Source organism: Caulobacter radicis, assembly GCF_003094615.1.
Classification (GTDB): Bacteria; Pseudomonadota; Alphaproteobacteria; order Caulobacterales; family Caulobacteraceae; genus Caulobacter; species Caulobacter radicis.
In genome coordinates, this window is record NZ_QDKO01000010.1 from 1 (window position 1) to 13,254 (window position 13,254).

Below are 13,254 nucleotides of genomic sequence, written 5' to 3' on the forward strand. Positions count from 1 at the left end.
GAGATCTTGCGCGGATCCTTGTCGATGCACGTCACCACGTGACCGAAGTCCGCAAAGCACGCCCCGGACACCAGGCCCACATAGCCCGTGCCAATCATCGCTACGCGCATGGATGTCCTCTTTCCACGGATGGGGCGGCCGGCGGATCCGAACCTTCCGCCCGCTAATCGGCCAATCGCGGGCGCGAGACAAGACTTCGGGTGCATGCGCCTTGGGCGCCGGCGCGAAAATGCTGGGCGACATCACGCGCGCGACCGATTTCAAACAAACAGTCACGTGCAGGTTGTAGGGTGGTCGCAGCCTGGAGTGGAAGCTTGCTGTTCGCCGCCGCCGTCATCGCCGTCCTGGTCGGTCTTCTGATCTGGCCCAGCCTCGAACGACCCCTGCGGCGAGAATTTCGACGACTGACGCGCCGTCGTCGTTGAATCCGCAAGCTGATCAAATGATCGCTCTAGTATAACCCACGGTTGAATAAACTTGTTTCACTGTCGAGCTTGCTAATGGTGAAGCTTGTCAGGTGATGAAGACGCCCGGTCATCGGCGCCTGAAATATTCGTGCGAGAGGATAGATCGTGCGCCAGGGAGGCGATCGCGGCCTATGTCATGCTCGTGTCGTAAGATTTGATCTGATCCCAAGCAGACGGTCACGAAACTGTGCCGCTTGTGTGCAAAGTCGCAAGTCTGAGCGCTTCGATTAACGCTTATAATAGTTTTAGGGCTGGAATACCCGGGATCGGGGGCTTATAGGGTGCTCGAATTCTTAACAGGGGGTAAGCCATGTCATCGCGTTTCGTAGGCGCAGTCGTCGCGGGCCTGGCCCTCGCCGTCGCGCCCTTCGTGTCGACCGCCGCCGCCGTCCAGGGCGGCGCCACGCCGGCCTCGACCGCGCCGCCCAGCGCGGCCTCGCTGCAGGCCGTGATCGCCGCCGCCGCCCGCTCGGCCGCCGCCGATCCCAGCTTCGCGGCCAAGACCCCGGACGCCAAGCTCGAGGCCGTCCAGGCCTCGGTCGCCGCGGCCCTGGCCGCCAGCGGCGCTTCGCCCGAGGTGATCGCCGCCGCCCTGATCCAGGCCGTGGCCTCCAACGTCATCAGCGCCGGCGTGGCCCTCAAGGTCGCCGCCGCCGTCGCGCCGGGCATGGCCGCCACCGTGGCCAACGCTCCCGCCGTCGTCGCCCAGCTGAAGGCCACCGGCCAAACCGCCACGGTCACCTCCTCGACCGCCGGCGGCTCGGTCAGCGTCCTGGTCAGCCTGTCGGGCTCGACCGGCGGCGGTGGCGACGGCGCCGCGCCGCCGGCGGCCTACGACCCGTGCGCGGGCGTGACCGCCGACTACTGCGGCACCTAAGACTCTACTACGCGTTAGACCTGCGCCGGGATGTCCGGCGCCGGATCCCTTTTTTGTTTGTGTCGGGTTTCCGAGGGCGATCGAAGTCGCCGAACTGGGGATAGACCATGAAGATACTCGCCTCGGCCGCGATCGCGGCTGTTCTCGTCGCGGCTGCGCCGCAGATCGCCTTTGCACAGAGCGACGCGTCCAGCTTCAAGCGCGACAAGCACACCAGCGTGCGTCAGCGGCCGCGCCCCGACTATGAAGCGGCCGGCGTGCGCCTGGGCGCCTTCATCGCCTATCCGCGCCTGACGGTGGACGTCGAGCGCGACGACAACATCTACGCCGTCGCCGCCGACGAGACCTCCGACACCATCTGGCGCGTGAAGCCGGAAATCGCCCTGCGCTCGGACTGGTCGCGCCACTCGCTCAGCGCCTTCGCCTCGAGCTCGATCAACCGCTATTCGGACAAGGGCACGGAAGACAACGAGGAATACACCCTCGGTCTCAACGGCAAGCTCGACGTCGTCCGCGGCGCGTTCATCTCCGGCGGCCTGCAGTACCAGAAGCTGACCGAGCCGCGCTCGGCCCCGACCGCGCCGACCGCCGCCCTGGCGCCGATCCAGTACGAACTGGTCACCGCCGCCCTGACCGGCGTGAAGGAATTCAACCGCCTGCGCCTGACCGGCGACCTCAGCAGCAAGTCCTACGACTACGAGGACGGCCGCAACATCGCCGGCGAGCTCGACCAGGACTTCCGCGACCGCGACCAGTACCGCTACGGCGTCAAGGCCGACTACGCCGTCAGCCCCGACACCGCCTTCTACGTCTCGGTGACCGGCGACTCGCGCCGCTACGACAACGACTCGGCCCGCGACTCCGACGGCTACATCCTGTCGGCGGGCGTCGACTTCGAACTGGCCCAGGCCGTGCGCGGCCAGGTCGACGCCGGCTACATGAAGCAGACCTACGACAACTTCGTCGTCAACGGCCGCCAGGTCAGCGACATCACCGGCTTCAGCACCAAGACCAAGGTCGAGTGGTTCCCCACCGAGCTGACCACGGTGACCTTCAACGCCACCCGCAACATCGACGAATCCGTCGTGGCCGGCTCGCAGGGCTTCGTGGCGACCACCGGTTCGGTGGCCGTCGACCACGAGCTTCTGCGTAATGTCCTGCTGTCGGGTCAAGCCAACCTGGGCAATGACAAGTACAAGGGCATCGATCGCGAAGACAAGCGCACCGGAGCCAAGGCTTCGGTCTCATATCTGATGAACCGTCGCGTCGGCGTCTTCCTGACCTACACCTATCTCAAGCAGAAGTCCGAGGGCATTCCGAGCGATCGTGGCCGCAGCTTCACCGACAATAAGCTGGCCGCTTCGCTCGCCCTGCAATTCTAGTCCAAAAAAGGTCGCGACCCTCCTCTAGCGGAGGGTCATCGACCACTGAGAGTGCGCATCATGGACGGCTCGACCTTCGAGACCCCGATCGCTGCGGCGTCCGACGCCGCGGCGCCCGCGTTTGACCTCAACGTCATCATCGCGATCTTCCGGCGGCGGCTGCGGCTGTTCGCGGCGGTGGCCCTGGCGATCTTCGTGGCCGTGGTGCTGTTCACCTTGCAGGAGACGCCGCGCTACTCGACCTCGGCCCAGGTCATGATCGACGTGCGCCAGGAGCAGGTGACGCCGGACATGAACGCCGTGCTGTCGGGCCTGCCCGCCGACAGCGCCGTGGTCGACACCGAGGTCGAGGTGTTGCGCTCGCGGTCGCTGGCCGGTCGCGTGGTCGACCAGCTCAAGCTCGACCAGGATCCGTACTACAATCCCAGCCTGGCCGGCGCGAAGGGCGTCAAGGCCTGGTTCCCCTTCCTGAAGAAGACGGTGGCCCCCGCCGCCGCCAACGACCCGGTCGTCGCCCAGCGCCTGCGCGAGCGCATCGTCGACCGCGTGCTCAGCGGCCTCAGCGTCCGCCGCGCGGGCGTCACCTACCTGATCACCGTGCAGTATACGCACGAGGACCCGGCCCAGGCAGCCCGCCTGGCCAACGCCTTCGCCGACCTCTACCTGACCGAACAGCTGGAGGCCAAGTTCGAGGCCACCAAGCAGGCCAACAGCTGGCTCGACACCCGCGTCGCCGACCTGCGCGGCCAGCTGCAGCAGGCCGAGGCCGACGTCCAGCAGTACAAGATCGCCAACAACCTGCTCAGCGCCCAGGGCGCGACCCTGACCGAGCAGGAGATCTCGGGCCTGAACCAGCAGCTGGCCACCGCCCGCGCCGAGCAGGCCGAGACCGACGCCCGCCTCAACATCGCCCGCAACCAGCTGGCCCGCGGCAGCAACGGCGAGGACCTGGGCGAGACCATGAGTTCGCCGGTCATCCAGCAACTGCGCAAGCAGCGCGCCGAAAAGAGCGCCCAGGTCAACTCGATGGCCGAGCGCTACGACGAGCGCTGGCCTGACCTGATCAAGGCCCGCCGCGAGCTGTCGGACATCGACGCCCAGATCCAGGCCGAGATCAAGCGCATCATCTCCAACCTCGAGGCCCAGGCCCAGATCTCGCGCCAGCGCACCGGTTCGGTCGCCGGCAGCGTCGGCACGGCCCGCGGGACCCTGGCCGGCAACAACCGCGCCGGCATCCGCCTGGCCGAGCTGGAGCGCAAGGCCGAGTCCGTCCGCACCCTCTATGAATCGCTGCTGGGCCGCTTCAAGCAGACCACGGCCCAGCAAGGCATCGAGCAGCCCGACGCCCGTGTCCTGTCGCGGGCCACGATCCCGAGCAAGCCCAGCGAGCCCAAGCCCTCGATCAACCTGATCCTGGGCCTGGTGGCCGCGCTCGGGGCCGGCGGCGCCGCCGTGGTGCTGGCCGAGATCCTGATGGCGGGCCTGTTCACCGAGGACGAGGTCGAGCGTCGCCTGGGCGTGCCCTATCTGGGCTCGGTGCCGCTGCTCAGCTCCACCCTGGACGACGCCCGCGCCGCTCGCGGCCTGGCCCCGCCCGACTACCTGCTGAACAAGCCGCTCTCCAGCTTCGCCGAGAGCCTGCGCAAGCTTAGGGCGGCGATCCTGTTCTCCAAGGTCGGCGAGACGGTGAAGGTGATCGCCGTCACCTCGTCGCTGCCGGGCGAGGGCAAGACCACCACGACCTTCTCGCTGGGCCGCACCCTGGCCGCCTCGGGCGCCAATGTCGTGGTCGTCGACTGCGACCTGCGCCAGGGCGCGATCAACCGCTTCCTGCCCACCGCGCCCACCGTGGGCCTGATCGAGGTGCTGAACGGCGCGGCCACGCTGGACGAGGCGCTGTACGCCGACGAAAGCGGGGCCCGGGTCCTGCCGCTGACCAAGTCGGCCTACACGCCGCGCGACGTCTTCGGCTCGGCCGCCTTCCAGCGCCTGCTGGCCGAGCTGCGCCAGCGCTTCGACGTGGTGCTGCTCGACACCGCCCCGCTGCTGGCCATCGCCGACACCCGCATCCTGGCGCCGCACGCCGACGCCGTCGTCATGCTGGCCCGCTGGAAGCGCACTCCGGTCAAGGCCATCACCTCGGCGCTGTCGCTGTTGCAGGGCCGTGGCGTGTTCCTGGCCGGCGTGGCCCTGACCCAGATGGATCTCAAGGCCCAGTCCCGCTACGGCTACGGCGACGCCGGCTACTACTACAAGAGCTACCGAAAGTATTATGCGGACTGACGGGCGTCGGACCCGGCGGCTCGCGGGGTCCGAAACCGCCGCCTGCGCGGGCCTGACGGCGCTGGTCTACGGCGCCGTCCTGGCCTTCGGCGCCAGCGACACGGCCGTGGCGGCCGTGTTCGCCGGGCTCTACGCCCTGTCCCTCGTCATCCTGCTGGCCGCCTGCGGCTGGGCCCGCCGCGACCTCGCGCGGCTGGGCGGCTGGACGGTTCCGGCCGTGCTGGCCGGCCTGCTTCTGGCCGCCGTCCTGGTTCCGCTGACGCCGTGGAGCCCCGACGGCCCGCATCCGGTCTGGACCTTCCTGCCCGACGGCCCGGCCGCCTCGACCCTCGACCGCTCGGCGGTGCTGCTCAACGTCCTGAACCTGCTGGGGCTCTTCTGCCTCTATGTCGCCGCCCGGGTGGTCGCCGCCTCGCAGACGCGCGGCCGCCGGTTGCTGGCCTTCATGCTGTGGGGGCTGGGGATCTACGCCGCCGGCGCGCTCGTCCATCATGTCGGCCTGCGCGGCGAGGGCCGCATGGCCGCCACCCTGCTGGGGCCCAACAGCGCCGCCACCGTGTTCGCCGCCGGCGTGGTGATGGCCGCCGCCGCCCTGGCCCAGCGCCTGCGCCGGGGCGGCTCGGCCGCGCTGAAGAAGGGCGATCCGCGCGCCGTCGCCCTGGCCGGGCTGGTGGCCCTGCTGGTCGTCTGCCTGCTGATGACCGCCTCGCGCGGCGGGCTGATCGCGGGCGCGATCGGGGCCGCGATGTTCACGGTCTGGCAGGTCTTCGCCGGCCGCCGGATGACGCGCGGCGGCGTCCTTTTCATCGGCGGCGCGGCCGTATTGCTGGCGGTCGCCCTGGGCCTCAACGGCGCGGGCCTGGTGGTCGAGCGCTTCGACCTGGCCCAGCAGGATCTCGACATCCGTCGACAGATCATCGTGCCGCACTGGCGGGCCTTCCTGTCCTCGCCGTGGTTCGGCTACGGCCTGGGCGCGTTTCCCTCGGTCAACCAGATGCTGATGACCGAGGCGGCCCTGCGCGAGCTGCACAACGTGCGCGCCGTGCACAATCTCTATGTCCAGTGGCTGGAAGAGGCCGGCGTCGTCGGAGCCGCGCTGATGGCCGCCCTGCTGGGCGAGCGCCTGGCCCCGGTGGTCCGCGCCGCGTTCGGTTCCGGCGGCGTCGGGATCTGGGCCCGGGGCGCGGTATGCGCGGCGGCGGTGTTCCTGATCCACGGCCTGTCGGACTTCGCCCTGCAGGTGCCGGCTATCCAGGCCCTCGTCACCCTGGGCCTGGGCGCGCTGGGCGGCCTGGTTTCGCTGCGGGGCGAGACGCGCGGCGCCAGGCCCGATCGCGCGCCCGCCCGGCTGGCCGTGGCCGGCGGCGGCGCCTGCGCGCTCGTCGCCGTGCTGATGGCCGCGCCGCTGCTGGCGGCCAAGGTCGGGGGCGACCTGTCGGCCTGGCCCACCGCGCCGGCCGACGCCCTGGCGGTGAGCATCGAGCGCGGCCTGGCGCGCAAGGATCTTTCGAAGACGGAGTTGGCGCGCCTGGACGGTCTCAGCCGCCGAGAGTTGGCGTCACGTCCAGGATCCGGATCGGCCTGGCTGCGCCTGGCGGCGGTCGACGCCGCGGCGGGTCTCGACGGGCCCTCGGCCCTGGCGCTGGAGCGCTCGTTCACGGTGGCGCCGCTGCAGACCAGCCTGTTCAGCGCCCGCACGCGGTTCGCCTACGAGCGCTGGGACCGGCTGACGCCGGCGGCGCGGGCGCAGACGATCGAGCAGCTCAGCGCCGAATGGCGCCGCGCGAACTGGAAGCGCAAGGAAATGGTGCGACTGGCCAACGACATCCGCAACCCGGCGGGCCGGGTGGGGCTGGCGCTGCAACTGACCGTGCTGCGGCTGCGGCAGCCCTGATCGTGCCGGCCGATCAGATGAGGGCGCGGAAAAGTTCCAGGGCGGCGACCCACAGGCCGGCCGAAACCAGGGCGGCCAGGCCCAGGCCGACGGCGCGCGGCAGGCGGCGCGTGGCGGCCGGAACGGCGTCGGCGACGTTGCTCATCGAGAGGTCGGCGTGCGGCATGAAACTCAAGGCCCCTTCAGCGCAGCTTCGTCATCTGCGCGAATATAAGCTTAGCTTTTCACCCCTAAGCCCTAGTGAAGGAACAGGGTTTACGCAAAATGACTGTATTTTATGGTTAAGTATCAGTTTCCGCGCGACGTCGTCGGAGAGTTGCATTAGGTAGTTAGAGACGAAGTGGGGTGGCTTCGTTCCTTTTTGTGTGTCGTGGGATAGGGGGTTACGCTGTGAGCGGAAGCTCGAACACCGAAACCATGAACGCCGTCGCGGGCGAGATTCTTGCTCGTGTCGCCGTGGATCCCGGCAAGCGCTTCATCGATGTCGTCGTTGCTGCCCTTGCCTTGGTCTTCTTCGCGCCCGTGCTTCTGCTCGCGGCGCTCTGGATCAAATTGGAGTCGCCCGGACCGGTGCTGTTCCGCCAGACGCGGGGCGGCCTGAACGGTCGAACCTTCACCATCTACAAGCTGCGCTCGATGCGATGCGAGGAGAACGGCGACAAGGTCACCCAGGCCCGTCGCGACGACGATCGCATCACCAAGTCGGGCAAGCTGTTGCGCACCACCAGCATCGACGAGCTGCCCCAGCTGCTCAACGTGCTGAAGGGCGACATGTCGCTGGTGGGCCCGCGCCCGCACGCCATGGCGCACGACGCCTATTACGGCGCGCTGATCTCGACCTACAACATGCGCTTCCAGGCCAAGCCCGGCCTTACGGGCCTGGCCCAGATCCGCGGCCTGCGCGGCGGCACGACCGACGTCGAGGACATGGCGGCCCGCATCAAGGCCGACATCGCCTATATCGACGGCTGGTCGCTGATGAGCGACATCCGCATCCTGTTGCTGACGGTGCCGCACCTGCTGATGGCGGAAAACGCTTACTAAGCAGGCAATACTGTCTGAATACGGAAAAGGCCTCGCTTCTGTTCGAAGCGAGGCCTTTTTACTTCCAGGGCGCGTGGTCAGCCGATCGTCACCCAGGCGGCCGAGCCGGGGGCCTGGCGCTCGATCCAGCGATAGTTCAGCTCGCTCCAAGGCGTGGCCCAGGGGGTCAGGTTGTCGAGCACCCAGTCGCCCTGTTCCATGGCCACCACCAGCACGGCGTGGCTTTCGCCGCGGGCGGTCACCGCCACGGCCATCGACAGGGCCGCGGCCGGCACGCCGGCCTCGATCAGCCGGCGGCGCTTCTCCAGCGCGTAGTCCTCGCAGTCGCCGTACATCTTGCCGTCGATGACGCGCGGCAGGCTCCAATACTCGATCATGCCGTACAGATCGAAGTCGTCGGCCTTCTGCACCTCGCGATTTACGCGGCGATTGATGTCGTTGAGCAGCTTCATCTGGTCGCGCGACAGGCGCGGAAGCTCGCCCTCGGCCGAGGCCAGGCCGACCGTCCGGGTCGTGTTCGGCGACAGGGCGGCGGCCATCGCCGCTTCCGGCGAGACCAGGGCGAAGGCGGTGTCCAGGCGCAGGGCTTGAAGGGTTTCCACTGTCAGGGCGGAGACCGCGTCTTCGTCTTCAGCGTCGGTTTCGGCGGCGATCGCCTGGGCCTGGGCGGCGAAGGTCAGGCGGCGACCGCCGGTCCAGGCGGTCGAGGTCGACGAGGTGGCGATGCCGGGAGCCGGTTGCGGCGCCTGGCCGGTCAGGGCGGCGATCTCGTGCGCGGCCGCGCCGCAGCTGTCGAGGTCGCGCTGGCAAAGGTCGGTGAACCCCGGCGGGGCGGCGGCGGGCGCGCCCATCGGCATGAACGCCGGCGCCGGCCCGGCCAGGGCCGGGGCGGCGGCCATCAGGCCAAGACTGGCGATGGCGGTTCCGAGAAAGGCGGTGATCTTCATGACGGGCTCGCGAAGTTCGTGAGCTCATCATCGGGATATCCATTGAATTCGAGGTCAAAATGCTTGGTGTTTTAACGTCTAATCAATCTGGTTTATTTGGAGTTATTGGTAATGGAGGGTGAATATTCAGGGTTAAATCGCTATCGAGAATCTCGGTTTATTTATCGTAAATGGGCGCGGTGCAGGTTGAAGGGGCCTTGCGCGTAAGGCATTTTGGCCATTGGTCCCGTTTCGTCCTCCTCCATCCTGTTCAGGTCCATGGTCTTCGGCTTCCTGCGTCCCAAGTCTCGATCCAAGTCGCAAACCGCCTCCGCCGACGGCCGAGTGGTTTACGGCGTCGGCGACATCCACGGCCGTCTCGACCTGCTCGACCAGCTGCTCGACGCCGTGGCGGCCGACTTCGCCGCGCTCGGCCGAACCGACCGGCCGGTGATCGTGTTCGTCGGCGACTATGTCGACCGTGGTCCGGAGTCGGCGGGGGTGATCGAGCGCATCGCCGCCCTGAAGGCCGCCTCGGGCGGGCCTTCGGGCTTCGAGGTCCGCGCCCTGATGGGCAATCACGAGCAGACCCTGCTGCAATTCCTCGACAGTCCCGAGGGCGGGCCGGTCTGGGCCGAGTTCGGCGGCGGCGAGACCCTGGCTTCCTACGGCGTGGCGCGGCCCGCGGGGCGCGACCCCGAGGCCTGGCGCGCGGCCCAGGAGCAGTTCCAGCGCAACCTGCCCCTGCGCCACCTGAACTTCCTGCGCCAGCTGGAGCTGACCGCCGCCTATGGCGACTACCTGTTCGTCCACGCCGGCGTGCGCCCGGGCCGGTCACTGGTCGAGCAGGACCCGCAGGACCTGCTGTGGATCCGCGGCGATTTCCTGCACCAGCCGCATGGCCTGGGCATGGTCGTCGTCCACGGCCACACCCCCGACGAGGAGCCGTTCCTGGGCCGTGACCGGATCAATGTCGACACCGGAGCCTATGCGACGGGCGTTCTGACCGCCGTCCGGGTGGGCGAGGGCGCGCCGGCCATGCTGCAAGCGCGAAAACGGCGTCCCGTTCCGGGGTGAAGCTTGTGACGCCCGGGTCTCCATGCGATGAGACCAGGGAGGGATGCAGCCGAGAGACGTGACGAGAATGATTACCGTTCGACGCCTTATTCGGGCGGCTTCGATCTGCCTGGCCCTCGCCGCGGCCACGCCGATCGCCCAGGCTCAGGACGCCCTTCCGCCGCCTCCCGCCGCCGCTGCTGCGGCGCCGCAAACCGCGCCCGTCGCGCCGTCGGCGGCCGCGCCCGCCGCCCCGGTCGATCCCGACTACCAGCTGGGTTCGGGCGACAAGGTCCGTGTCACCGTCTTCGGCGAGCCGACCCTGTCGGGCGAGTTCTATGTCACCGGCTCGGGCCTGGTGTCCCTGCCGCTGCTGGGCGAGGTCAAGGCCGCCGGCCTCAGCGTCCGCCAGTTCCAGGAGACGGTCGAGACCGCCCTGCGCAACGGCTATCTCAAGCAGCCGCGCGTCAGCGCCGAGGTGCTGAACTTCCGTCCGTTCTACATCCTGGGCGAGGTCAGCAAGCCGGGCACCTATCCCTATACCTCGGGCCTGACCGTCCAGAACGCCGTGGCCACCGCCGGCGGCTACACCTACCGGGCCGACAAGAACAAGGTCTACATCAAGCGTCTTGGCGAAGAGAAAGAGACCAAGATGAGCCTGACCCCGTCGACCCAGGTCGCGCCGGGCGACACCGTGCGTATCGGCGAGCGCTTCTTTTAAGAGCTCAAATGCAGACGAGGCGCCTTTCGGCGTCTCGCCGGCATTAAGATCCGATTCACCACGGCGCGCGGCGATAGGTCGCGCTTTCGACTACCTGGCCGCGTAATAGAAACCATTTTTTTGTATCTTTCCGCACAGAGTGGCGCCGTACCACTCTGGGGGAACGCCTTTGTTGAAGGTTCTGACCTGCCTGACGGGGCAGCATGACTTCAGGCTCGTGCTCGTCGCCGGCCTCGTCTGCTTCGCCGCCTGCTTCACGGCGTTCCGGCTCTTTTCACGCCTGCGCGGCGCGCGCGGCCTGGTCCGCGGGGCCTGGCTGCTGCTGACCGGCCTGGTCGCCGGCTCGGGCGTCTGGGCCACCCACTTCATCGCCATGGTCGCCTACGACCCGGGCCTGAAGACCGGCTACAGCCCGGCCGGCACCCTGCTGTCGCTGATGATCGCGGTGCTGTTCATGGCCGCCGGCTTCGCCGTGGCCTCGGCCGAGCGCACCCGCACCAACGACTGCGCCGGCGGCCTGCTGCTGGGCCTGGGCATCGGCGCGATGCACTACACCGGCATGTCGGCCTTCGTGACCCAGGGCTACGTGCTGTGGGAGCAGGCCACCGTCGCCGCCTCGGTCGTCATCGGCGTGTCCTTCTCGGCCATCGCCCTGGTCATCGCCGGTCGCGCCCGCTCGCTGACCAAGCAGCTGATCGGCGGCACGGTGCTGACGCTGGGCGTCTGCGGCCTGCACTTCACCGGCATGGGCGCGGTGACCATCATGCCCGACGTCAATGTCGTGGTGCCCGAGCAGCTGCTGTCGGGCGCCATGCTGACCCTGGCGGTGACCGCCATCACCGGCCTGATCATCCTGGGCGGCCTGGGCGCGGTGACCATCGAGTCCTCGACCAGCCGCTCGGCCCTCGACCGCATCCGCCGCCTGGCCAACGCCGCCTACGAAGGCATCGTCGTGGTCCAGGACGGCCGCATCAACGACGCCAACGCCGCCTTCTGCGAACTGGCCGGCGCCTCGCTGGGCGACCTGGTCGGCAAGCCGCTCTACACCGCCATGCTCACCTTCGACGGCAAGGAAGCCGCCCGCGAGGGCGTGCGCCGCGAAGGGCTTCTCCAGCCGCTCGAAGGCGGCCGCGCCATTCCGGTCGAGGTGTTCTCGCGCCTGATGGACGACGGCGCCCGCACCGAGACCTCGGGCCTGACCGTGCTGGCCATCCGCGACCTGCGCGAGCGCCGCTCGGCCGAGGAAAAGATCCGCTATCTGGCCGAGCACGACGGCCTTACCGGCCTGCCCAACCGCAACTCGCTGCAGGCCCGCCTGGCCGCCGCCCTCGAGCGCGTCGAGGCGTCCGGTGAAACGCTGTCGCTGGTCTGCATCGACCTGGATCACTTCAAGGAAGCCAACGACCTGCACGGCCACCTGGCCGGCGACGCCCTGCTGGTCGAGGCCGCCCGCCGCCTGCAGGACTCGGTCGTCGCCCCGTCCTTCGCCGCGCGTCTGGGCGGCGACGAATTCATCCTCGTGCAGATCGCCGCCGGCGACCAGCCCGCCGCCGCCGCCGAACTGGCCGGCCGCGTGCTCGAGCAGCTGTCGGTCCCGGCCGTCTACGAGGGCCAGGACCTGGCCATGGGCGCCAGCCTGGGCGTCTCGCTGTTTCCCGACGACGGCCGCACCGCCGAGGCCCTGCTGGCCAACGCCGACATGGCCCTCTATCGCGCCAAGGAAAGCGGCCGCGGCGTCTATCGCTTCTTCAAGCGCGAGATGGACGAGACCATCCGTGAACGCCGCACCATGGCCCGCGAGCTGCGTCAGGCGATCACCGACGAGGAGTTGGTGGTGTTCTACCAGCCGCTCGCCCGCGCCGCCGACGGCGAGGTCTGCGGCTTCGAGGCCCTGGTCCGCTGGAAGCACCCGGTGCGCGGCATGGTCCCGCCGCTGGAGTTCATCCCGGTGGCCGAGGAGAACGGCCTGATCACCCAGCTGGGCGAATGGGTCCTGCGCCGCGCCTGCGCCGACGCCGCCAGCTGGGACCGCCCGCTGCGCATCGCCGTCAACCTGTCGCCGCTGCAGCTGAACCAGCCCAACCTGCCGACCCTGGTGCACGAGGTGCTGATCGCCACGGGCCTGTCGCCCTCGCGGCTGGAGCTGGAGATCACCGAAAGCGCCCTGTTCAAGGACTACCAGCGCGCGCTCGACAACCTGCGCCGCCTGAAGGCCCTGGGCGTGCGCATCGCCATGGACGACTTCGGCACCGGCTTCTCGTCTCTGTCGACCCTGCAGTCGTTCCCGTTCGACAAGATCAAGATCGACAAGAGCTTCGTCGAGAACATCCACCGTCACGACCGCGCCACCGTCATCGTGCGCGCCGTGCTGGGCCTGGGCCGCAGCCTGGAGATCCCGGTCGTGGCCGAGGGCGTCGAGACCCAGGAGCAGATCGACTTCCTGCGCGGCGAGTCCTGCGCCGAGCTGCAAGGCTACGCCATCGGCCGTCCGGGCCCGATCGACAGTCTGTCGGCCTGGACCCTGGCCCGCGCCGCCGCCGCCAACGTCGAGACCAAGGCCCGCGGCGCGGCCTGATCGCACGCACGCCCAATGTCGCCTCTGTG

Annotated in this window: 11 protein-coding genes; 8 read left to right on the forward strand and 3 right to left on the reverse strand. The window is 68.9% G+C overall.

All coding sequences use genetic code 11. The annotated features are described in order from the left end of the window. On the reverse strand, positions 1–110 hold a 110-nt coding region (locus DDF62_RS05745), incomplete at its 3' end, for a hypothetical protein (RefSeq protein WP_133149190.1). A 667-nt stretch (positions 111–777) separates the two neighbouring features. Between DDF62_RS05745 and DDF62_RS05750 the strand changes: the two genes are divergently transcribed. From DDF62_RS05750 to DDF62_RS05765, 4 genes are all read left to right on the forward strand, one after another. Further along, positions 778–1,344: a hypothetical protein gene (locus DDF62_RS05750; protein ID WP_116488246.1), complete on the forward strand. Its 567-nt coding sequence runs from the start codon at positions 778–780 to the stop codon at positions 1,342–1,344. Between the two features lie 107 nt (positions 1,345–1,451). Further along, entirely contained in the window at positions 1,452–2,726 is a 1,275-nt protein-coding gene (locus DDF62_RS05755) for an outer membrane beta-barrel protein (protein ID WP_116488247.1), read from the forward strand. Positions 2,727–2,786: 60 nt separating this feature from the next. Continuing rightward, positions 2,787–5,009 carry a GumC family protein gene (locus DDF62_RS05760; RefSeq protein ID WP_116488248.1) on the forward strand — a complete coding sequence of 741 codons (2,223 nt, stop codon included), beginning with the start codon at positions 2,787–2,789 and terminating at the stop codon, positions 5,007–5,009. Then, positions 4,999–6,903, forward strand: a complete 1,905-nt coding sequence (locus DDF62_RS05765; protein ID WP_116488249.1) for an O-antigen ligase family protein — start codon at positions 4,999–5,001, stop codon at positions 6,901–6,903. The genes DDF62_RS05760 and DDF62_RS05765 overlap by 11 nt, the downstream gene beginning before the upstream one ends. A 13-nt stretch (positions 6,904–6,916) precedes the next feature. Here DDF62_RS05765 and DDF62_RS25525 read toward each other — a convergent pair whose 3' ends face one another. Next, positions 6,917–7,069, reverse strand: coding sequence for a hypothetical protein (locus tag DDF62_RS25525; RefSeq protein WP_165832185.1), 153 nt, complete (start codon positions 7,067–7,069; stop codon positions 6,917–6,919). Positions 7,070–7,320: 251 nt separating this feature from the next. On the opposite strand from DDF62_RS25525, the gene pssZ reads away from it, so the two are divergent. Further along, positions 7,321–7,947, forward strand: coding sequence for an exopolysaccharide biosynthesis protein PssZ (pssZ, locus tag DDF62_RS05770; protein WP_116488250.1), 627 nt, complete (start codon positions 7,321–7,323; stop codon positions 7,945–7,947). Between the two features lie 77 nt (positions 7,948–8,024). Here pssZ and DDF62_RS05775 read toward each other — a convergent pair whose 3' ends face one another. Then, a complete protein-coding gene (locus tag DDF62_RS05775; RefSeq protein ID WP_116488251.1) occupies positions 8,025–8,894 on the reverse strand; it encodes a transglutaminase-like cysteine peptidase in 870 nt (289 codons plus the stop codon). Positions 8,895–9,218: 324 nt separating this feature from the next. Between DDF62_RS05775 and DDF62_RS05780 the strand changes: the two genes are divergently transcribed. From DDF62_RS05780 to DDF62_RS05790, 3 genes are all read left to right on the forward strand, one after another. Continuing rightward, entirely contained in the window at positions 9,219–9,950 is a 732-nt protein-coding gene (locus DDF62_RS05780) for a metallophosphoesterase family protein (protein ID WP_341871560.1), read from the forward strand. A gap of 67 nt (positions 9,951–10,017) precedes the next feature. After that, entirely contained in the window at positions 10,018–10,650 is a 633-nt protein-coding gene (locus tag DDF62_RS05785; RefSeq protein ID WP_116488252.1) for a polysaccharide biosynthesis/export family protein, read from the forward strand. A 169-nt stretch (positions 10,651–10,819) separates the two neighbouring features. Further along, entirely contained in the window at positions 10,820–13,225 is a 2,406-nt protein-coding gene (locus DDF62_RS05790) for an EAL domain-containing protein (RefSeq protein ID WP_116488253.1), read from the forward strand. The last annotated feature ends 29 nt before the right edge of the window (positions 13,226–13,254 follow it).